Source organism: Aureimonas sp. CAS, assembly GCF_059838215.1.
Genome location: NZ_CM187563.1, coordinates 25,541 through 44,757 on the forward strand (window position 1 = coordinate 25,541; position 19,217 = coordinate 44,757).

Sequence of the window (19,217 nt, forward strand, 5' to 3'; positions counted from 1 at the left end):
GCGTGAACCGGAGAAAGTCGATCGCGGGCACGGGGGGGCGTTCTCTGGCGCAACGGCGCAACGCTCCCCATCTTGGGACCGGCGCGTCGGCGCCGCCCGCCCCGCCGGCTCCCCAATGCCGGCCCCCGTTCCTCATCCGAAGTGCCCCAGATGTCCGACTTCTCCCCCCGCGAAATCGTCTCCGAACTCGACCGCCACATCATCGGGCAGCGGGATGCCAAGCGCGCGGTCGCCGTGGCGCTGCGCAATCGCTGGCGCCGTCAGCAGCTGAAGGGCTCGCTCCGCGAGGAGGTGATGCCCAAGAACATCCTGATGATCGGCCCGACCGGCGTCGGCAAGACGGAGATTTCCCGCCGTCTCGCCAAGCTCGCCGGAGCGCCCTTCATCAAGGTGGAGGCGACGAAGTTCACCGAGGTCGGCTATGTCGGCCGCGACGTCGAGCAGATCGTGCGCGACCTCGTCGAGGTCGGCATCGGCCTGGTGCGCGAGAAGAAGCGCGAGGCCGTGCGGGCCAAGGCCCATGCGGGCGCCGAGGACCGCGTGCTGGACGCGCTGGTCGGCAAGAACGCCTCGCCCGCCACGCGCGACAGTTTCCGCAAGCGGCTGCGCGAGGGCGAGCTCGACGACAAGGAGATCGACATCGAGGTGGCCGACACCGCCTCGCCCTTCGGCGGCATGGAGATCCCCGGCATGCCCGGCGGCAATGTCGGCATGATCAATCTGTCGGAGATGTTCGGCAAGGCGATGGGCGGGCGCACCAAGACGCGGCGCACGACCGTCAAGGAGAGCTACGAGCTTCTGATCGGCGAGGAGTCGGACAAGCTTCTCGACAACGAGGCGCTGGTCACGGAGGCCATCGCGGCGGTGGAGAACAACGGCATCGTCTTCCTCGACGAGATCGACAAGGTCGCCAACAACGGCGACGGGCGCGGCGGCGCGGGCGTCAGCCGCGAAGGCGTGCAGCGCGATCTCCTGCCGCTGGTCGAGGGCACGACCGTCGCCACCAAGCACGGGCCGGTGAAGACCGACCACATCCTCTTCATCGCCTCGGGCGCCTTCCACGTGTCGAAACCCTCCGACCTCCTGCCGGAGCTGCAGGGTCGCCTGCCGATCCGCGTGGAGCTGCAGGCGCTGACCAAGGAGGACTTCCGCCGCATCCTGACCGAGACCGAGGCCTCGCTCATCAAGCAGTATGTCGCGCTTCTGAAGACCGAGAACGTCGATCTGGAGATCACCGAGGACGCCATCGACGCGCTGGCGGACGTCGCGGTCGCGCTGAACGGTTCGGTCGAGAACATCGGCGCGCGGCGGCTCCAGACGGTGATGGAGCGCGTTCTCGACGACATCTCCTTCGAGGCGCCGGACAAGGGCGGGCAGAGCTATCGGGTCGACGCCGCCTACGTCCACAAGGCGCTCGACGGCATCGCCGGCAACACCGATCTGTCCCGCTTCATCCTGTAAGGCCGAGATGCGGGAGGCGTCGCTCCCGCATCTCGCCATCCTTCCGATAGCGTTTTCTTGACCGCTCCCGGGCCGATCGATCGGCCGGAAGCGGTTTTCCTCCGGGCTCATCGTCCCATTTGCGGACCGGATGAAGCGGCGCCAGGCGCGCCGCGCCCCGCGGCGCGAGCCACCGGGCAGACCTCGGAGGAACGATGACGAACTTGACCCGTCTTCTCGCCGGCAGCGCGCTCGCCGCCGGCCTTCTGGCCGTTCCGGCCTACGCCCAGTCGACCGGCGACAGCTCGCCGCTCGACCATGTCGAGGGCCAGCCGCCCGCCTCCGGCGAAGAGGACACGTCCGCCGGCGAGCCGGTGGAGACCGAGCCGGCCAATGCGCCCGACCAGGAGCCGGCCTTCCCCGAACAGACCCGCGCCGTCCAGCCGGACGAGATGCCCGAGGTGAACTCCGAGACCTTCGCCGAGGGGCTGCCCCAGCTCTGGTCGATGGAGTTCATGCCCGACGGCCGCCTGCTCGTCGCCGCCAAGGAAGGCGCGATGCACATCGTGAGCGCCGAGGGCGAAGCCGGTCCCGCGATCGAGGGCGTGCCGGAGGTGGATTCGGCCGAGCAGGGCGGTCTTCTGGATCTCGCGCTCTCGCCGGACTTCGAGACAGACAACCGCATCTTCTTCACCTTCTCCGAGCCCGTGGAGGGCGGCAACCACACCGCGCTCGGGACCGCGATCCTGGAGACGGACGATCAGGGCGGCGGTTCGCTCTCGGACGTCGAAGTCATCTGGAGCCAGGTGCCGGTCTATGACGGGCACAAGCATTTCGGCTCGCGCATCGTCTTCTCGCCGGACGGCAACATCTATGTCGGCCTCGGCGAGCGTTCGGACGATCCGATCCGCGAGCTCAGCCAGGATCTGACCTCCACGCTCGGCAAGGTGATCCACATCACGCCGGACGGCGAGCCGGTGGAGGGCAACCCCTTCATCGACGGCGCGGAAGGTGCGCTGCCGGAAATCTGGTCCTACGGCCACCGCAACATCCAGGCCGCCGCGCTCGACGGCCAGGGCCGGCTCTGGACCGTGGAGCACGGGCCGAAGGGCGGCGACGAGCTGAACCGTCCCGAGGCCGGGCTGAACTATGGCTGGCCGGTCATCACCTACGGCATCGAGTATTCCGGCGACGAGGTGAACGAGGGCATCACCGCCCAGGAGGGCATGGAGCAGCCGGTCTATTACTGGGATCCGGTGATCGGCCCGGCCGGCATGGCCCTCTACGAGGGCGAGGAGTTCCCCGAGTGGGAGAACGCCTTCCTCATCGGCGGTCTCGTGACGACCGGCGTCGTCGTCCTGCACATGGACGAGGCGGGCGAGCGCGTCGCCTACGAGGAGCGCGTGCCGCTTGGCGAGCGCATCCGCGACGTGAAGGTCGGGCCGGACGGCGCGGTCTACGCCCTGGCCGAGCAGCCGAGGGAGGGCGCTTCGGTGATCTTCCGCCTGACCAAGGCCGACTGATCCTCGAAGGGTCCGGGAAACGAAAAAGGCGGGCGCCATCCCGGCGCCCGCCCCTTCATCCATCGACCGGCAAGGTCGGAGCGGCCCGTGCGCGCCCGAAGGAGCGCAAAGGCCTGCGAGATCAGCCGCGCGCGGCCTCGAAGCGCTCCAGGACGTAGTCCCAGTTCACGAGGTTGTCGACGAAGGCTTCCAGGTATTTCGGCCGGGCGTTGCGGTAGTCGATGTAGTAGGAGTGCTCCCAGACATCGACGCCCAGGATCGGCTCGGCGCCGTGAACGAGCGGGTTCTCGCCGTTCGGCGTCTTCATGATCTCCAGCTTGCCGTTCTTCACCGCGAGCCAGGCCCAGCCCGAACCGAACTGGCCCTTGCCGGCCTCGATGAAGTCGGTGCGGAACTTGTCGTAGCCGCCGAGGTCGGAATCGATCGCGGTCTGAAGCGCGCCCGGCAGGCTCTTGCCGCCGCCGTTCGGCTTCATCCACTTCCAGAAGTGGATGTGGTTGTAGTGCTGGCCGGCATTGTTGAAGAGCGGCTGGTTCTTCCCGTAGGACTGCTTCACCACCTCTTCGAGAGACGCGTCTCCCAGACCCGCATCGGCCACCAGCTTGTTGCCCATGTCGACATAGGCCTGGTGGTGCTTGTCGTGGTGGAACTCGAGCGTTTCCTTCGACATGTACGGCGCGAGAGCGTCGTAGGCGTAGGGCAGTTCGGGCAGGGTGAAGGCCATGTCCGGTGTCTCCTTCTCAGGCGTTGGAATCGTCTGCTCCGTCCTCGGCGAGCGGGCCGAAGCATGGACCCTAAGTAGGGTCTGGAAGGCGTCCTGTCAGCGTCCGGACGCCTCGGTCTTGCGCGCGAAGTCCCAGTAGAGCTCCCGGGCCCGCGCCGCGACCGCGCCGCCGGAAAACTCGCGGTCCTCGAAGCGGGTGACCGGCACGACCTTGGAATGATTGCCGGTGGAGAAGATCTCGTCGGCGGTCGCGAAGTCCTCCGGGGTCAGCGACCGCTCGACCACCTCCATGCCGTCGGCGCGAAGAAGCTCGATGATCCGCTGACGCGTGATGCCGTTGAGGAAGGTGCCGTTCGGGATCGGCGTCTGAACGACGCCGTCGCGGACCATGAAGATGTTGGAGGTCCCGGTTTCGGCGACGTTGCCGACCGCGTCGCGGATCAGCGCGTTCTCGAAGCCGCGCGAGCGGGCTTCCAGGATGGCGCGGCCCGAATTCGGGTAGAGGCAGCCGGCCTTGGCGAGCGTCGGCGCCGATTCCGGCGTCGGCCGGCGGAAGGGCGACAGCCCCAGGGTGAACCCCGTCGAGGCGATCATCGGGGATTCGTAGAGGCACAGGCAGAAGCGCGTGGAGGCCGGGTCCGCCGGAACGCCCATGTAGCCGCCGTCCTCGGCCCAGTACATCGGCCGGATGTAGACGGCCGTCTCGCCGTCGAAGCGCTGCAGGCCCTCACGCGTCAGGCGCACGATCTCCTGCGCCGTCACGGTCGGCTCCAGGCCGAGGGCGCGGGCCGAGGCGTTGACGCGGCTCGCGTGCCGGTCGAGGTCGGGCGAGAGGCCCTCGAACCAGCGCGCGCCGTCGAAGACCGTCGAGCCCAGCCACATCGCGTGGCTGCGCGGGCCGGCGATCTGCGGGTTGCCCTCCACCCATCGCCCGTCGAGGAAGGTCAGCGTGCGGGACATCTCGGCCATGATCGTCGTCCTCCGAACTTCAGGCGGGGGCGACAGAGCCCCGCGCGGGAGGACTGATAGGACGGGCCGGCGCGTTTGTCTAAAGGGGGAAGACGCGCGCTCCTGCGCGGACGGCGCTTCGCGCTCCCGTCAGAAGCGGCCGTCGCCGATCCGGCCCCGTTCGAAGGCCGTGACGCGCTGCTCCAGATTCGACTGCCGCAGCATCGAGGGCAGGAGGAAGAGGTCGATCAGCTGGCCGATCCCCAAGAGACCGAAGGTGAAGAGCCAGAGCAGGCCGGTCCAGAAGCGGCCGAGATAGAAGCGGTGCAGTCCGCACAGCCCGACGAAGCAGAGCAGCCAGAGCACGAAGGCGGCGGGTCCGGATTTCATCTTGGCTCCTTGGCATGCGCGGCACGCGTCTCTCTCGCCACGACATAGGTTGGGGAAGGCCGGACTTCGAGGGCCGGACCGGCAGGGAGAGCGTTCGACCGGCGCAAAGTCCCTCGGACCTTGCGCGGACATGGGCAGCCGTCGGCCCCCGCCGCGTCCCGCATTGCCAGACGGAGCGCGCTTTGACATGGTCCGCCGCGACCCCGACCAGGATCGGGCAGGAGGAGAAGCGATGTCCGCCGAAACCGCGTTTCAGACCATGGCCGACACCGTCGGGATCACGCCGGCCGAGGCCAAGGAAGCCGCCGGGCACATCCTCGCCTTCATGCGCTCCGAAAGCGAAGATCCGGCCGTCGAGCGGATGATCGCCGAGACGCCCGGCGCGCCCGAAGCGGTGGCCGGCGCCGGCGAAGGCGCCAACGGCATCATGGCGCTCGGCGCGCAGCTGATGGGCCTCGGGCTCGACATGGCGCAGATGCGGGCCATGGGCGAGGCGCTGATCCTCCACGCCCGCGCCCATGCGGGGGACGACACGGTGGATCAGGCCGTCGCGTCGGTTCCGGCGATCGGCCAGTTCATCTGACCGGCGTCCGCTCCGTCTCGTCCGTCCGGCGCGGCCTGCGCGGTCCCGGCGAAACCGGGCGACCACTTGATACGATCCGGCACAACCGCAAAGCGGTCAATGGAATCTTACCGCTACTGTCGCAATCGATAGGATCGGCCGGACGAATACGTCCTTGGTAGGACGAAGACTGTAAGACAGTTACGTCAGATGAGTCGATCTAGAGAAGCATGTGCGACTCATCGACTGAATCAAACAGTCTTTGCAACTTAACGAAGAATTCTTACTTAGTGTCCCATGATCCGCCGATCATGGCATGCGGTAGTTCGGATCGCCGCGAATGGACACGATCGCTCTGTCTAGGATGATACCGCGACCGCGCCAGAGACGCGCCTACGTCGTCGACTCCCTCTACGGGGATCGGCTGTCGTTCTTCATCGGCGGTCTGGCCGTGGTCTCGGCCGCCGCCTACACGGCGGTCCGCACGGGCGAGGGCGAACTCTGGCTGGTCACCGCCGGCATCGCGTTCTTCGTCGTCCTGCGTCTCGCCGCCTTCGCGATCTTCCTGGCCAACGCCTCCCACGCGGACCGGCATCCCGTCTTCTGGAAGCGTCTCTACTCGTGGCTGGCGGTCGCGCATCTGGCGCTGATCGGCACCTGGACCGCTCTCACGCACTGGCTGACCGTCGACGAGTTCTCGCAGACCCTGTCGGTCTTCGTCGCGCTCGGCTACATGATCGGCGCGCAGGGACGCAATTTCTCCAGCCTGCCGCTGGTGCAGTGCCAGCTGATCGCCTGCATCCTGCCCATGATCGTCGGCTTCACCGCGCTCTCCACCACGCGTGCGGTCATTCTCGGCCTGTTTCTCGCCGCCTTCTACTTCTCCGTCGTCGGCACCTCCCGCCGGATCCGCGGCATTCTCCACGACGCCATCGAGGCCTCCGAGGAGAACTGGCGCCTCGCCCACACCGACGCGCTGACCGGGCTGCCCAACGGCACCAGCATGCGCACGACGATCCAGCGGCTCATCCGCGAGGGGCGGCCCTTCACGCTCCTGATCGTCGACATCGAGACGCACCGCCGCGTCATGGAGACGCTGGGGCAGCTGGCGAGCGATCAGTTCATCCGGCAAATGGGGGCGACGATCCGCGAGGTGGTCGGCCGCGGATCGCTTGTCGCCCGTGAGCCGGGAGACCGGTTCCAGATCGTCCACCCGGACGGCGAGGCGCGCTCGGCCGAGGAACTGGCCCGGGCGCTTCTCGACGTGATCGGCCGGCCGAGCGTCGTCAACGGCATCACCATGCAGGGCGCCTGCAGCATCGGCGCCGCCCATTTTCCCGGCGACGGCCTTCTCTTCGAGGAAATCTCGCACCATGCCGACATGGCATTGTTCGAGGCCAGGGCCGCCGGTGGGCAGCGCTTCGTCACCTTCGCGCCGGGCACGCCCGACCGCGCCGCCGACCGCCTTCAGCTCGAGAACGACCTTCGCCAGGCGCTGCGGGACGATCTGATCGAGCTGCACTTCCAGCCGATCCTCGAGAACGGCACCTATCGCGTCGTCGGATGCGAGGCGCTGGCGCGCTGGCCGCACCCCACGCGCGGCTCGATCCCGCCGGGCGACTTCCTGGTCGTCGCCGAGGACGCCGGCCTGATGGACGATCTGACGGACCGCACGCTGATCGCCGGGTGCAGGGCGGCGGCGAGCTGGCCCGCCTCGATGCAGGTCTCGATCAATCTCTCCCCGAGCCAGCTCCTTCGCACCGACCTCATCCCCACCATCGCCAAGAGCCTCAAGGACAGCGGCCTTTCGCCCGATCGGCTCGAGATCGAGATCACCGAGACCATGGTCCTCGAGACCCATCCTTGCGTGATCGAGACCCTCCGGCGGATCAGCGCCATGGGCGTGCGGCTCTCGCTCGACGATTTCGGCACCGGCTATTCCAATCTCGGCCGCATCGCGCTTCTGCCGATCGGCAAGATCAAGCTGGACAAGAGCTTCCTCGACGGGCTCGGCCAGGACGAGCGCCGCACGGCGGTCCTGCGCGGCGCGGTGCGGTTCATCGCCACGCTGGGGCTCGAACTCGTCATGGAGGGCGTCGAGACGGAGGCGCATGTCCGCTTCGCCGCCAGCGAGCCGGGCGTCTCGCTGCTCCAGGGCTTCGCCTTCGCGCGCCCCATGCCAGAAGCGGAAATCCTCGACTATCTTCGCGAGAAGGTCGACGACGCCGAGCGGCTGAACGCCTGATTCCCGCCGCCTACAGCATCGGCCCGAAAATCCGAATCGATTTTCGGAAAGCCTGATACGCGGATTCAAAGGTTAGAGCGCCGTGCGTCCAATCGGACGCACGGCGCTCTAACGTCACAAGCATCGGCTCGCGCACGGCCCACGCCCGCGCACATGCGCGCGCCGTTCCTGCGAACGGCCGATCGCCTCGTCCGCCTCTTCGAATCGTGACGTGCCGAGCGCCGGGCGACTGCGCCCGCGGCAACGCAAAATTAACCAATGGAGACAATTTTAGACAAATCGGAATCGAACGCCTGCCGCTCCTCGGGTCCTGCCCGACGTCGCCATCGGCTGAGAAGGAGGGACTGCGTTGGCAGATCAGGCGCGGGTCGAGGTCGAACCGCCATCCACCCCGCAGGGCCTCGCGTTCCGCTACCGGCGCGCGACCCGGCCGCAGGAGCAGGAAGAGCTCTTCCGTCTTCGCTACCGCTGCTACCTTGCCGAGGGCGCGATCGACCCCAACCCGACGCAGCGCCTGTCCGACCATTACGACGAGGACCCGAACGTCTTCATCTTCGGCATCGAGAGCGAGAACGCGCTCGTCGCCTCGATCCGCATCCATGTCTGCTCGCCGGACATGCCCTTCGCGCCGGGCCTGAAGGTCTTTCCGGACATTCTGGAGCCGCTCATCGAGAAGGGGCGCTCCTTCGTCGACCCGACCCGCTTCGTCGTCGATCGCTCACTGCGCCGCGCCATGGGGCAGATGCCCTTCGCCACCGTGCGCATGGCGGGAATGGCCGCCGAGCATTTCGACGCCGACTACATGCTGGCGACGGTGCGGGCCGAGCACGCGCCTTTCTACCAGCGCTTCTGCCACATGAGCGTGATGACGGAGCCGCGCTTCTATCCCGGCCTCAAGCGCCCGATCTGCCTGATGTCCGGCCATTTCGAGACGATGCGCCAGACGGTCTATCCGCGCTATCCCCACTTCCTCTCCACGCATCGCGAGCGAGTCGGGCTCTTCGGCGCGTCGCGCATGATCGGCCTCGGCATGACGGACATGCCGGTCCTCAACGACAATGACGGGATCGAAGGCGAGCCGACCGCCGGAGCCCGCGCCTTCGATCTCTGAAATCGGTCGATCCGGCCGGCTCAGAAGTTCGCCGGGCGGATGTCGCCGACGACGTCGCCGTTCCAGTTGCGCAGGGTGGTGCGGGCGAGCGCCGCGAAGCGCTCGGCCAGCTCGGGCCGGCTCGCGGCCAGAACCGCGGCAAGCGTTGCCGCGACGGCTGATTCCGAGGCGCGCGTCGCCCCGTCCTCGATCTTGAGCGCAAAGCCCAGCCCCTCCTCGGGAAGCGCCCCGCAGAAGACGCCCTCGGCGCCCGTCTTGACGAAGACGCGGCGTTCCCCGGCCTCGATGAGCGATGCGCAGGCCCGGCCGCTTCCGGACATGAACCAGGGCTCGGCGATGCAGGCCGAGATCAGCCGCCGTCCCGCCGCCGCCCGCTCCGGCGCGACGCCCGTTTCGCCCACGAGCCGGGCGAAGCCGAGGGCGAAGGCTTCCAGCGGCGCGGCGTAGGTCGGGATCGCGCAGCCGTCGATGCCGCAGTCGTCGGCCTCGATCGCCTCGCCCGTCAGATCCTCGAACACGGACCGGACGCGCCTCTGCACGCCGTGCTCGGGCCGGACATAGCCGCGCGGGTCCTCCCCGAGGTGAACGGCGGTGCAGAGGAAGCCGGCATGCTTGCCCGAGCAGTTGTTGTGGAGCGCCGTCGGCTCGCCGCCACCGCGCGCCATGGCGAGCGCCACCTTCTGGTCGAAGGGCCAGTGACAGCCGCATTCCAGAGCCGCGCCCGTCAGCCCGGCCTTGCCGAGCACCGCCGAGGCGCGCTCGGCGTGCCCGGCTTCGCCCGAATGGGAGGCGCAGGCGAGCGACAGATCCGCGGCGTCCAGTCCGAAGGCGTCGGCCGCGCCGCTCTCGATCAGCGGGATGGCCTGGAACACCTTCACCGCCGAGCGCGGAAAGACGGGCGCGGCGACGTCGCCGCGCGAGAACACCGGACGGCCGGTCGCATCGACGACGGAGACTGCGCCGCGATGGCGGCTCTCGACCCGGCCGCCGCGGGTGACTTCGATGATGAACGGATCGGCCATGGGACGCATCTCCTCGTCTGATTGCGGACGATCTACCCCATCGGCGCCGCGACGGGGAGGCGTCGCAAGGCCGCTTTCGCGCAAGGCGGCAGTTCTGGTAGAGGGCGCTAGGCGACAGGGCGGGGCGCCCGTCCAAGCAACGACACGATCGGGGGGATCCATGTTCCTGAGCTGCGGCGACTGCCTGTTCGACATCTTCGCCGGGCCGCAGGAGGGCGGCGACGTCGCCTCGGTCTCGCTCTCGGGCCGTGTCGGCGGCTCTCCGCTGAACGTCGCGCTCGGCCTCGCCCGGCTCGGACATCGCGCCGCCTTCCTGACCAAGATGTCGAAGGACCTCTTCGGGCAGCGGATCGTTTCCTTCATGGATCGCGAATCGATCGACCGGCGCTTCCTGGTGGAGACCACCCGCAGCACGACGCTCGCCATGGTCTCGCTGAAGGCGGACGGCTCGCCCCGCTACGACTTCTACATCGAGGGGACGGCGGACCGCTCCATCGAGATCGCCGACCTGCCGGCGAGCCTCCCGGGGGAGGTGCGCGGCATCCACTTCTCGAGCTATTCCACCGTCACCGAGCCGACGGCCTCGTCCCTCCAGCACCTCATCGAGCGCGAGAGCGGGAAGCGCCTGATCTCCTACGATCTGAACGTGCGGCTCGCCGTCGTGCCCGATCTCGACATCTGGCGCGACCGGGTGAAGCGCATCGTTCCGCTGGCCGGGCTCGTGAAGGCGAGCGAGGAGGATCTGGAGGCGCTGTTCCCGGGCGTGCCCGTCGAGGACATCCTCGCCAAATGGATCGCGCAGGGCGCGGAGCTCGCGATCGTCACGCGCGGCGAGCGCGGGGCGGTGGCTCTGACGCGCGCGGGCACGAAGGCGGAGGCGCCGGGCCGCTCGATCCAGGTCGTCGACACGGTCGGGGCGGGCGACACCTTCCAGGCCGCGTTCCTGGCGGGCCTTGCCGAGGCCGATCGTCTGCGCGACCTCGGGTCGCTCGGCGGAGACGAGCTCGAAGGGCTCCTCGGCTTCGCGGTGGGCGCGGCGGCCGTCACCTGCACGCGGCAGGGCGCGGACCTGCCGCGGCGCGCCGATCTCGGCCTTTCGCCGCTCGCCTGATAGGGCGCATTGCGCGCCGGAATGCAAGAAGACCGCCGGACGGATCGCCCGGCGGTCTTCTCGTCGGTGGAACGGGCCTTGCGGCCCGGCCGATCAGTTGAAGCGGTAGGAGGCCTTCGCCCAGACCGTGTGGAAGTCGAGGTCCGTGTTGGACGAGGCGGTGTAGGTCTCGCCCGCCGCCGCGCCGGTGCCGGCGAAGGTCACCTTCGTGTCGGCCGAACCGAGGTCGTGGTAGAGATATTCGAGGCCGAACGAGATGTTGTCCGTGGCCAGATAGTCGATGCCCGCGCCGACGGCGTAGCCGACCTCGTCCTTGTCCTGCGAGAAGACGACGCCGTAGGCGTCCGAGGTCGCGCCGGCCACCGGGGAGCCGACGAACTGGCCCGGACCGGAGGTCGAGGTGTCGAGGCTGGCATAGGCCAGACCGCCGGTCGCATAGACCGCCAGGCGGTCGGCCGCGACGCCGACCTTGCCGCGCACGGTGCCGATATAGTCGATCTCGGAGGCGGAGCCGAACGTGTCCGTGCCGCCGCCAGTGTTGGTGAGGCCGAAGGACGAGGAGGAGGACGCGTCGATCAGGTTGATGTCGGCGACGGCGCCCAGGATGATGTTGTCGATCTGGTGGTCGTAGCCGACATGCAGGCCGCCGACGAGGCCCGAATCGCTGCCGTCATTGCCGCCCGCGAAGGACGAGCCGGCCGAGGTGAAGGGACCGGAATCGGTGTTGAAGGCCGCGCCGAGCTGGCCGCCGACATAGAAGCCGGTCCACTGCGGGACGGCCGTGCCGAACGAGATCGGGTCCATCGGCGCGGGCGCCATGGGCTCGTTGTAGATGATGTCCGCCGCGCTTGCCGGGAGGGCGAAGGCCGCCGAGGCGACGAGGATCGCGATACGCTTCATTTCATGTGCTCCAGCTGTCGCCCTTCGGCGACGTTCGATCGCGAGGACGGGTCCCGTCCGCTCTCGCGAAGTTCGGGGCCGGTGAACCGGCTCGGGTTGGGATTGGGTCAGCCGTCCCGAACGGTGGGAACGACGGATCCGCCGCCTCGCGCGGGGCGCTCTTCGAGGCGCCGATCCGTTCGATTGCGTTTGAAACGATAATGGTCCGCCAACCTTAAGGTCGGTTTAAGCGATTGAGTTAACGAGAGAGTTCGAGGCGGCGACTGGCGTTAACGCCTGTGGCGAGCCCCGCGCCGCGTGCCGGTTTCCAGCGGTGCCGCAGCGCGTTCGCTCCAGCGGTCGGCAGGGTCGAGGGGGGAGCGTGCGGCACAAAAAAAACCCGCCGGCCGAGGCCGACGGGTTGGATGGGGTCGGGACCCGGACGCCTTGCGCCCGGTCCGTCCTCCCTGCGGCTTACGGGCAGCGCGCCACGTAGCGCTGACCGCGCGAGTCGCGATAGACGCAGTCGCCCGGACGGTTCGCCGCCGCGCCGACGAGCGCACCAGCCGCGGCGCCGACGCCCGCGCCGATGAGCGTGGAGCTCGTGTCGCGACCGATGGCCTGACCGACGAGCGCACCGCCGCCCGCACCGATCGCCGCCGGCAGCGCGACGTTCTGATCGACGCCCTGGCAGCCCGCCGCGCCCAGCGTGAGGGCCGCCATCGCGGCCATCATGATCTTCTTCATTCTCAGAGCCTTTCCAGCCTTATGTCCCTGTCTGCGAAACGAAGGACGAGAACTATGGTTTCACCGAGACGGTGATAGTTGGAGCAGGAGTCCGATTTGTCAGCGGGCGGCGACGCGAACGTCGTCGACGCCGATCTCCGGCTGTTCGGCGGACGCGACCTGCGGCTCGTCCGGCCGGATCTCGACGATCAGCTCGCCGGCGCGGTTGATCGCCCATTCCACGGTGCCGGACTGTTCCATCATCGCTTCGTCGACGGGGGTGCAGGTGCCGAACACCTTGTTGTCGTAAGTGGAGGTCATCCGCATCTGCAGTCCGAGATCGGTCCGGCAGTCTTCCACGGATGAATAGAACGGCGTCGCGACGGGGATTTCGGAACAGACCTCCTGATCCGAACTGCAACCGACCAACAGCATGACCGCGAGAAACTGTTCCATCGCCTCGACCTCCTATCGATCGAAGAACAGTTTGCTTGACAGACGGTTCCGGGCCTTTCCGTAAAATGCGTCGCGAAACGCGCGCTCCGTCAGTTCGCGGTTGCGATCCGGTCGGCGCAGCCGGAATAGTTGTCCGGCAGCCGGCCGCCGCAGGTCAGGCCGTAGGCTTCCTCCGGCGAATCGACGGGTGTGGTCCAGTAGAGCGTGTCGCAGGCCGCCATGTCGCCCTCGAAGCAGGCCTGCGCGCCCGGCTGGAAACTCGGGTCGCTCAAGGTGGGGACGGCCGTCGGCGGGGGCATGTCGGCGACGCTGGCGAAGGTCGCCTCCGAATCGGCCGTTCCGGTCTGTCCGGCGTCGTCGATCGCCGGGATGTGGCCCGCGAGCTCGCTTTCGAGCGACCGTTGCAACTCGCCGAGAGGCCCGGCGAGGAGGAGGGGCAGCGCGAGGACGAGGGCCGTCGGGATCGCGACGAAGGCGAGGAGCAGCGCGAAGGCGCGCAGAGCCCCGCGCCGGGCGGGAGTGGTGGAGCCGAACTGCGGCCCGATCGCCTGCACGCGCGCCGACAGCGGGGGATAGGTGCCGAGCCAGCGCGACAGCGTCATCCAGCCCGTGTTCAAATCGTCCTGCTGGCGGATGAAGGCGGCCTCGTCGACCTTGCGGTAGTGCTGCGCCCCGGCCGCGAGAATCAGAAGCCCGCGCCGCGCGCCCTCCGGATCGCCCGAAAGAGCGGCGCCCCAGCGGTCGCAGGTGAACTCGCAGGCGCGCGAATAGGCCGAGCCGAGGAAGGGCACGATCCGGCCCGGCAGCGTCAGGAGGTTCCAGTTCAGATGGTTGGACCGCAGATGCCCGATCTCGTGGCCGATGATCATGTCCCGCGCGGCCAGATCGTCCCCGCAGGCGTCGAGGAGATCCGAGTGGAGGACGACGAAGCGGCCCCGGAAGAACTTGGTGGCGAAGGCGTTGAGACTGCCGTCGGCCTGCATGAGATAGGCGTCCGGCGGCGAGGAGAGGCCGGCGCGGGCGGAGAACTCGACGATCCGTGCGTAGAGATTGGGAAACTGGTCGGGCCCGAGCTTGATGGCGCTGCCCCGGACATGGGCGATGAGCGCGGCATGCGCGAAGAAGATGAGGATCGTGATCAGCGCCACGTAGACGAGGCCGATCCCGAGCGTCCCGACGACGATCGCGATCCACAACGGGATCGAGACGACGACCATCGTGATGAAAAGGGGCATCTCGCTCGGCCAGCGTTCGACGCTGACCCGCTGTTCCGGTGCTCCGACAGACCCGATTTTCATCGCAATCAGCCTCTCTGCATTATCGCGAATTCGTAGCCTCCTAACGGAGATCACGCAAGCGTGATGACGGTGTGCGTTGGACACCGGGCGCCTCGCGTTTTCGCCGACGCCGATCGGCGTCCGAAGAGCCCCTTTTCAAAAGTCATACGATATGCCTAAATCGATCCCGTTCGGGCGGTCGGGAAGGATGCCGTCCAACGTCTTCAGGGAGGTCATCCATGTTTCGTTCCCGCTCGGCCGTGTTCGGCGCGGCAGCCCTTGCGCTCGCCGCGACGACCGTCTCGGCCCATGCTCTCACCGTCGGATTCTCGCAGATCGGCTCCGAGTCCGGCTGGCGCGCCGCCGAAACCACAGTGACGCGGCAGCAGGCGGAGGAGCGCGGCGTCGACCTGCGCTTCTCCGACGCCCAGCAGCGCCAGGAGAACCAGATCCGCGCGCTGCGCACCTTCATCGCGCAGGGGGTGGACGCCATCCTGCTCGCACCGGTCGTCGAGACCGGGTGGGATCAGGTGCTGGAGGAGGCCAAGGAGGCCGAAATCCCCGTCGTCCTGCTCGACCGCCGCGTCGATGCCTCCGAGGACCTCTATCTGACGGCCGTCGGCTCCGACCTCGTCCACGAAGGCTCCGTGGCCGGCGAGTGGCTGGTCGAGGAGACGGCGGGAGAGCCCTGCCGCGTCGTCGAGCTCCAGGGCACCACCGGCTCCTCGCCGGCGCTGCTCCGCAAGCAGGGCTTCGAGGAGGCGATCGCCGGCCACGACAACATCGAGATCGTCCGCTCGCAGACCGGCGACTTCACCCGCACCAAGGGCAAGGAGGTGATGGAAAGCTTCCTGCGCGCCGAGGGCGGCGGGGCCGACATCTGCGCGGTCTACGCCCACAATGACGACATGGCCGTCGGCGCCATCCAGGCGATCAAGGAAGCCGGCCTGAAGCCCGGCGAGGACATCAAGATCGTCTCCATCGACGCCGTGCCGGACATCTTCCTCGCCATGGCGGCGGGCGAGGCGAACGCCACCGTGGAGCTCACGCCGAACATGGCCGGCCCGGCCTTCGACGCGCTCGAGGCCTATCTGAACGACGGCACCGAGCCGGAGAAGTTCATCCAGACCGAATCCAAGCTCTTCACCCAGAGCGACGACCCCCAGGCGGTCTACGAGTCCAAGAAGGACCTCGGCTACTGATCGACGCCGGGCGGGGCGCCTCCGGCGCCCCATCCTTCGATCGCCAATCGGGAGGGCAGGCGATGGACGACATCCTGATCGCGCGCGGCGTCACCAAGGCGTTCTTCGGGATCAAGGCGCTGGACGGGGTGGACCTGACCCTGAGGCGCGGCGAGATCCACGCGCTCCTCGGCGAGAACGGCGCCGGCAAGTCGACGCTGATCAAGGTGCTGTCGGGCGCGCTCTCCGCCAATTCCGGCACGATCGAGATGGACGGCGCGGCCGTCCATCCGCGCTCCGTGGCCGACGCGCAGCGGCTCGGCATCGGGACGGTCTATCAGGAGGTGAACCTCCTGCCGAATCTTTCGGTCGCCGAGAACCTCTATCTGGAGCGCCAGCCGCGCCGCTTCGGCCTTCTGGATCACCGGCGCATGGAGCGCGACGCGCGCGCGCTCCTCTCCGGCTACGGTCTTTCGATCGACGTGACGAAGCCGCTGGCCGCCTATTCCGTCGCGATCCGCCAGCTCGTCGCCATTGCCCGCGCGGTCGATCTCTCCGGCAAGGTTCTGATCCTCGACGAGCCGACCGCGAGCCTCGATTCCAGCGAGGTGGAGGCGCTCTTCGCCGTCCTGCGCCGGCTGCGCGAGAGCGGGCTGGCCATCGTCATCATCACCCACTTCCTCGACCAGGTCTTCGCGCTGGCCGACCGCGTCACGGTCCTGCGCAACGGACGCCGGGTCGGCTCGTCCGCCATCGGGGAACTGACGCGCATGTCGCTCATCACCATGATGCTCGGCCACGAGCTGCGGGAGGAGACGACCGCCCGCGCCCCCGAAGGGAGCGCGGCGCCCGAGCCCTTCGTGCGCTTCGCCGATTACGGGCGGCGCGGCGCGGTGGAGCCGTTCGATCTCGACATCGGGCGCGGCGAGATCGTCGGCGTCGCGGGGCTCCTGGGCTCGGGTCGCACCGAGACCGCGCGCCTCGCCTTCGGCGCCGACCGGGCCGACTCGGGCTCGGCCACGGTGGACGGAACGCCCGTCCGCCTGACGAGCCCGCACGAGGCCATGGCGCACGGCTTCGCCTTCTGCCCCGAGGAGCGCAAGCACGACGGGATCGTGGAGGATCTGTCGGTCCGCGAGAACATCGTCCTCGCGCTCCAGGCGCGTCGCGGCTGGGCAAGGCCCCTGTCGCGGGCCGAGCAGGTCGCGCTGGCCGACCGCTACATCGCGGCGCTCGACATCCGCACCGCCAGCCGCGAGACGCCGATCAAGTTCCTGTCGGGCGGCAACCAGCAGAAGGCGATCCTCGCCCGCTGGCTCGCCACCGACCCGCGCTTCCTCATCCTCGACGAGCCGACGCGCGGCATCGACGTCGGCGCCCATGCCGAGATCATCCGCCTGATCGAGAGGCTGCGCGCCGACGGATTGTCGCTTCTCGTCGTCTCCTCCGAACTGGAGGAGCTCGTGGCCTACGCCTCGCGCGTCGTCGTCCTCGCCGACCGCCGCCACGTCGCGGAGCTGACCGGTGAGGCCGTCACGCCGGGCGGCATCCTGTCCGCCATCGCCGACGCCCGGAAGGACGCCGCATGACCGAAGCCCTGGGCGCCCGCCTGAAACGCCTGTCGCCGCAGCTGATCGCCCTCGCCGCGATCCTGGCGCTGAACGCGGCCATCGCGCCGAACTTCCTCGACCTGACATGGGCGAACGGCCGACTCTACGGCTCGCTGATCGACATCCTCAATCGCGGCGCGCCGGTCGCGCTCCTCTCCATCGGCATGACGCTGGTGATCGCGACCAAGGGCATCGACCTCTCGGTCGGCGCCATCATGGCGATCTGCGGCGCGATCGCCGCGTCGCTCGTCGCCGACGGCACGCCGCTGCCGGTCGCGCTCCTTTCGGCGGTCGCGGTCGGGCTGCTCGCCGGGCTCTGGAACGGCGTCCTCGTCGCCTTCCTGAAGATCCAGCCGATCATCGCGACGCTGATCCTGATGGTCGCGGGGCGCGGCATCGCGCAGCTCGTCACCGAGGGCGTCATCCTCACCTTCAACGATCCGGGCTTCGCCTTCCTCGGCTCCGGTTCGCTTCTCGGCCTGCCGACGCCGGTGGTGATCTGGCTTTGCGCCGGGCTGGTCGTCGGCCTCGTCGTGCGCCGCACCGCGCTCGGCCTGCTGATCGAGGCGATCGGCATCAACCGCCGCGCCTCCGCCCTCGTCGGGGTGCGCACCCACACGCTGGTTCTCGCCGTCTACATGGTGTCGGGGCTTTGCGCGGCTCTGGCCGGCCTGATCGCCACGGCCGACATCAGGGGCGCGGACGCCAACAATGCGGGCCTCTGGCTGGAGCTCGACGCGATCCTCGCCGTCGTCATCGGCGGCACCTCGCTCCTCGGCGGCCGCTTCTCGATCCTCGCCTCGCTGATCGGCGCGATGATCATACAGTCGGTGAACACCGGCATCCTCACCGCCGGCTTCCCGCCCGAGTTCAACCTCGTCATCAAGGCCGGGATCATCGTCCTCATCCTGACCATCCAGTCGCCCGCCGTCTCCGGCGCGCTCGGCTACGCCTTCCGGCGACGCGAGTCCGGCACGCCCGAGCCGAAGAACGCGGAGGCCCGTTCGTGATGAATTCGCGCAACGCTCCCTTCCTCATCACGCTCGGCGTCTTCCTCCTCGCCTACGCCATCTGCATCTGGCAGTTCCCGGCGATGCTCTCGACCCGCGTCGTCGGCAATCTCCTCACCGACAACGCCTTTCTCGGCATCGCGGCGGTGGGGATGACCTTCGTCATCCTCTCGGGCGGCATCGACCTCTCCATCGGCTCGGTCATCGCCTTCACCAGCGTGTTCCTCGCGGTGCTCCTTCGCGAAGGCGTGCCGACGGGCGTCGTGCTGGCCCTGGCGCTGGCCGTCACCACCGCCTTCGGGGCGCTGATGGGACTGACGATCCACGTGTTGAAGATGCCGGCCTTCGTCGTCACCCTCGCGGGGATGTTCCTGGCGCGCGGCGCGGCCTTCCTTCTCTCCACCCAGTCGGTCCCGGTCGACGACGCGACCTTCCGCGCCATCGGCAACGTCTTCTTCCGTGTGCCGGGCGGCGGGCGGCTGACGATGGTGGCGATCGTCATGCTCGTCGTCTTCGTCATCGCCGCCATCGTGGCGCGCCGCACGCGCTTCGGCGCCAATGTCTACGCCATCGGCGGCAGCGCGCAGTCGGCGGAACTGATGGGCGTTCCCATCGCGGCGACGACGGTGGGCATCTACGCCGTCTCCGGCTTCCTCGCCGGGCTCTCGGGCATCGTCTACACGCTCTACACCTCGGCCGGCTATTCGCTGGCGACGGTGGGCGTGGAGCTCGACGCCATTGCGGCCGTCGTCATCGGCGGCACGCTCCTCACCGGCGGCTCCGGTCTCGTCGCGGGCACCTTCGTCGGGATCCTCATCATGGGGCTGATCCAGACCTACATCGTCTTCGACGGCACGCTCTCCTCCTGGTGGACGAAGATCGTGATCGGGCTCCTGCTCTTCGCCTTCATCGTGCTCCAGCGGATCGTGACGATGGTCTCGGAGCGGCGAAACCCGGCCGGCGCCCACGCCTGAACTGCGCGCGGGCGCCCCGGCCGGCAGG

The 19,217-nt window shown here is 68.5% G+C and carries 18 protein-coding genes; 10 read left to right on the top strand and 8 right to left on the bottom strand.

From position 1 onward, the window contains the following. Positions 1 to 150 precede the first annotated feature (150 nt). Complete coding sequence (gene hslU / locus AC6R2M_RS00125) at positions 151 to 1,461, top strand: ATP-dependent protease ATPase subunit HslU (protein WP_500484299.1); 1,311 nt, start codon at positions 151 to 153, stop codon at positions 1,459 to 1,461. Positions 1,462 to 1,655: 194 nt separating this feature from the next. Further along, on the top strand, positions 1,656 to 2,963 hold the full coding sequence (locus AC6R2M_RS00130; RefSeq protein ID WP_500484301.1) for a PQQ-dependent sugar dehydrogenase: 1,308 nt from the start codon (positions 1,656 to 1,658) through the stop codon (positions 2,961 to 2,963). Positions 2,964 to 3,084: 121 nt separating this feature from the next. Here the strand turns inward: AC6R2M_RS00130 and AC6R2M_RS00135 are convergent, their stop codons facing one another. From AC6R2M_RS00135 to AC6R2M_RS00145, 3 genes are all read right to left on the bottom strand, one after another. Next, a complete protein-coding gene (locus tag AC6R2M_RS00135) occupies positions 3,085 to 3,687 on the bottom strand; it encodes a superoxide dismutase (RefSeq protein WP_500484303.1) in 603 nt (200 codons plus the stop codon). A gap of 96 nt (positions 3,688 to 3,783) precedes the next feature. Beyond that, the gene (locus AC6R2M_RS00140) at positions 3,784 to 4,656 is read right to left on the bottom strand and encodes a branched-chain amino acid aminotransferase (protein ID WP_500484305.1); all 873 of its coding nucleotides are present in this window, start codon (positions 4,654 to 4,656) and stop codon (positions 3,784 to 3,786) included. 129 nt (positions 4,657 to 4,785) lie between these two features. Next, positions 4,786 to 5,025 (bottom strand): NINE protein, encoded by a 240-nt coding sequence (locus tag AC6R2M_RS00145; RefSeq protein ID WP_500484307.1) that lies wholly within the window; start codon positions 5,023 to 5,025, stop codon positions 4,786 to 4,788. A 232-nt stretch (positions 5,026 to 5,257) separates the two neighbouring features. Here AC6R2M_RS00145 and AC6R2M_RS00150 point away from each other — a divergent pair, with 232 nt between their 5' ends. From AC6R2M_RS00150 to AC6R2M_RS00160, 3 genes are all read left to right on the top strand, one after another. Then, positions 5,258 to 5,608, top strand: coding sequence for a DUF2267 domain-containing protein (locus AC6R2M_RS00150; RefSeq protein ID WP_500484309.1), 351 nt, complete (start codon positions 5,258 to 5,260; stop codon positions 5,606 to 5,608). Positions 5,609 to 5,951: 343 nt separating this feature from the next. Further along, a complete protein-coding gene (locus AC6R2M_RS00155) occupies positions 5,952 to 7,832 on the top strand; it encodes a putative bifunctional diguanylate cyclase/phosphodiesterase (RefSeq protein WP_500484311.1) in 1,881 nt (626 codons plus the stop codon). A gap of 349 nt (positions 7,833 to 8,181) precedes the next feature. After that, on the top strand, positions 8,182 to 8,943 hold the full coding sequence (locus AC6R2M_RS00160) for an N-acyl amino acid synthase FeeM domain-containing protein (RefSeq protein ID WP_500484313.1): 762 nt from the start codon (positions 8,182 to 8,184) through the stop codon (positions 8,941 to 8,943). 20 nt (positions 8,944 to 8,963) lie between these two features. Here AC6R2M_RS00160 and AC6R2M_RS00165 read toward each other — a convergent pair whose 3' ends face one another. Then, positions 8,964 to 9,965: an asparaginase gene (locus AC6R2M_RS00165; RefSeq protein WP_500484315.1), complete on the bottom strand. Its 1,002-nt coding sequence runs from the start codon at positions 9,963 to 9,965 to the stop codon at positions 8,964 to 8,966. A gap of 160 nt (positions 9,966 to 10,125) precedes the next feature. Between AC6R2M_RS00165 and AC6R2M_RS00170 the strand changes: the two genes are divergently transcribed. Beyond that, positions 10,126 to 11,076, top strand: coding sequence for a carbohydrate kinase family protein (locus AC6R2M_RS00170; RefSeq protein WP_500484317.1), 951 nt, complete (start codon positions 10,126 to 10,128; stop codon positions 11,074 to 11,076). Positions 11,077 to 11,169: 93 nt separating this feature from the next. Here AC6R2M_RS00170 and AC6R2M_RS00175 read toward each other — a convergent pair whose 3' ends face one another. The 4 genes from AC6R2M_RS00175 to AC6R2M_RS00190 form a co-directional block, all read right to left on the bottom strand. After that, positions 11,170 to 11,976: an outer membrane protein gene (locus AC6R2M_RS00175; protein ID WP_500484319.1), complete on the bottom strand. Its 807-nt coding sequence runs from the start codon at positions 11,974 to 11,976 to the stop codon at positions 11,170 to 11,172. A gap of 453 nt (positions 11,977 to 12,429) precedes the next feature. After that, the gene (locus AC6R2M_RS00180) at positions 12,430 to 12,702 is read right to left on the bottom strand and encodes a YMGG-like glycine zipper-containing protein (protein ID WP_500484321.1); all 273 of its coding nucleotides are present in this window, start codon (positions 12,700 to 12,702) and stop codon (positions 12,430 to 12,432) included. Between the two features lie 99 nt (positions 12,703 to 12,801). Further along, positions 12,802 to 13,137 (bottom strand): hypothetical protein, encoded by a 336-nt coding sequence (locus AC6R2M_RS00185; protein ID WP_500484323.1) that lies wholly within the window; start codon positions 13,135 to 13,137, stop codon positions 12,802 to 12,804. Between the two features lie 89 nt (positions 13,138 to 13,226). Further along, the gene (locus AC6R2M_RS00190) at positions 13,227 to 14,372 is read right to left on the bottom strand and encodes a M48 family metallopeptidase (RefSeq protein ID WP_500484324.1); all 1,146 of its coding nucleotides are present in this window, start codon (positions 14,370 to 14,372) and stop codon (positions 13,227 to 13,229) included. A gap of 281 nt (positions 14,373 to 14,653) precedes the next feature. Here AC6R2M_RS00190 and ytfQ point away from each other — a divergent pair, with 281 nt between their 5' ends. The 4 genes from ytfQ to yjfF all read left to right on the top strand — a co-directional run bounded on the left by ytfQ (position 14,654) and on the right by yjfF (position 19,189). Next, entirely contained in the window at positions 14,654 to 15,616 is a 963-nt protein-coding gene (gene ytfQ / locus AC6R2M_RS00195) for a galactofuranose ABC transporter, galactofuranose-binding protein YtfQ (protein WP_500484325.1), read from the top strand. Between the two features lie 62 nt (positions 15,617 to 15,678). After that, positions 15,679 to 17,184 (top strand): sugar ABC transporter ATP-binding protein, encoded by a 1,506-nt coding sequence (locus AC6R2M_RS00200; RefSeq protein WP_500484326.1) that lies wholly within the window; start codon positions 15,679 to 15,681, stop codon positions 17,182 to 17,184. After that, entirely contained in the window at positions 17,181 to 18,215 is a 1,035-nt protein-coding gene (locus AC6R2M_RS00205; RefSeq protein WP_500484328.1) for an ABC transporter permease, read from the top strand. Before AC6R2M_RS00200 ends, AC6R2M_RS00205 begins: the two co-directional genes overlap by 4 nt. Then, positions 18,215 to 19,189, top strand: a complete 975-nt coding sequence (gene yjfF, locus AC6R2M_RS00210; protein WP_500484329.1) for a galactofuranose ABC transporter, permease protein YjfF — start codon at positions 18,215 to 18,217, stop codon at positions 19,187 to 19,189. The genes AC6R2M_RS00205 and yjfF overlap by 1 nt, the downstream gene beginning before the upstream one ends. Positions 19,190 to 19,217 lie beyond the last annotated feature (28 nt).

Excerpts from the sequence above, each read along its gene's own strand:
- AC6R2M_RS00170 (WP_500484317.1), top strand. The coding sequence starts at position 10,126 with ATGTTCCTGAGCTGCGGCGACTGCCTGTTCGACATCTTCGCCGGGCCG.
- AC6R2M_RS00200 (WP_500484326.1), top strand. The coding sequence starts at position 15,679 with ATGGACGACATCCTGATCGCGCGCGGCGTCACCAAGGCGTTCTTCGGG.
- AC6R2M_RS00145 (WP_500484307.1), bottom strand. The coding sequence starts at position 5,025 with ATGAAATCCGGACCCGCCGCCTTCGTGCTCTGGCTGCTCTGCTTCGTC.
- AC6R2M_RS00185 (WP_500484323.1), bottom strand. The coding sequence starts at position 13,137 with ATGGAACAGTTTCTCGCGGTCATGCTGTTGGTCGGTTGCAGTTCGGAT.
- AC6R2M_RS00140 (WP_500484305.1), bottom strand. The coding sequence starts at position 4,656 with ATGGCCGAGATGTCCCGCACGCTGACCTTCCTCGACGGGCGATGGGTG.
- AC6R2M_RS00135 (WP_500484303.1), bottom strand. The coding sequence starts at position 3,687 with ATGGCCTTCACCCTGCCCGAACTGCCCTACGCCTACGACGCTCTCGCG.
- yjfF (WP_500484329.1), top strand. The coding sequence starts at position 18,215 with ATGAATTCGCGCAACGCTCCCTTCCTCATCACGCTCGGCGTCTTCCTC.
- AC6R2M_RS00175 (WP_500484319.1), bottom strand. The coding sequence starts at position 11,976 with ATGAAGCGTATCGCGATCCTCGTCGCCTCGGCGGCCTTCGCCCTCCCG.
- AC6R2M_RS00205 (WP_500484328.1), top strand. The coding sequence starts at position 17,181 with ATGACCGAAGCCCTGGGCGCCCGCCTGAAACGCCTGTCGCCGCAGCTG.
- hslU (WP_500484299.1), top strand. The coding sequence starts at position 151 with ATGTCCGACTTCTCCCCCCGCGAAATCGTCTCCGAACTCGACCGCCAC.
- AC6R2M_RS00190 (WP_500484324.1), bottom strand. The coding sequence starts at position 14,372 with ATGCCCCTTTTCATCACGATGGTCGTCGTCTCGATCCCGTTGTGGATC.
- ytfQ (WP_500484325.1), top strand. The coding sequence starts at position 14,654 with ATGTTTCGTTCCCGCTCGGCCGTGTTCGGCGCGGCAGCCCTTGCGCTC.
- AC6R2M_RS00150 (WP_500484309.1), top strand. The coding sequence starts at position 5,258 with ATGTCCGCCGAAACCGCGTTTCAGACCATGGCCGACACCGTCGGGATC.
- AC6R2M_RS00165 (WP_500484315.1), bottom strand. The coding sequence starts at position 9,965 with ATGGCCGATCCGTTCATCATCGAAGTCACCCGCGGCGGCCGGGTCGAG.
- AC6R2M_RS00155 (WP_500484311.1), top strand. The coding sequence starts at position 5,952 with ATGATACCGCGACCGCGCCAGAGACGCGCCTACGTCGTCGACTCCCTC.
- AC6R2M_RS00130 (WP_500484301.1), top strand. The coding sequence starts at position 1,656 with ATGACGAACTTGACCCGTCTTCTCGCCGGCAGCGCGCTCGCCGCCGGC.
- AC6R2M_RS00180 (WP_500484321.1), bottom strand. The coding sequence starts at position 12,702 with ATGAAGAAGATCATGATGGCCGCGATGGCGGCCCTCACGCTGGGCGCG.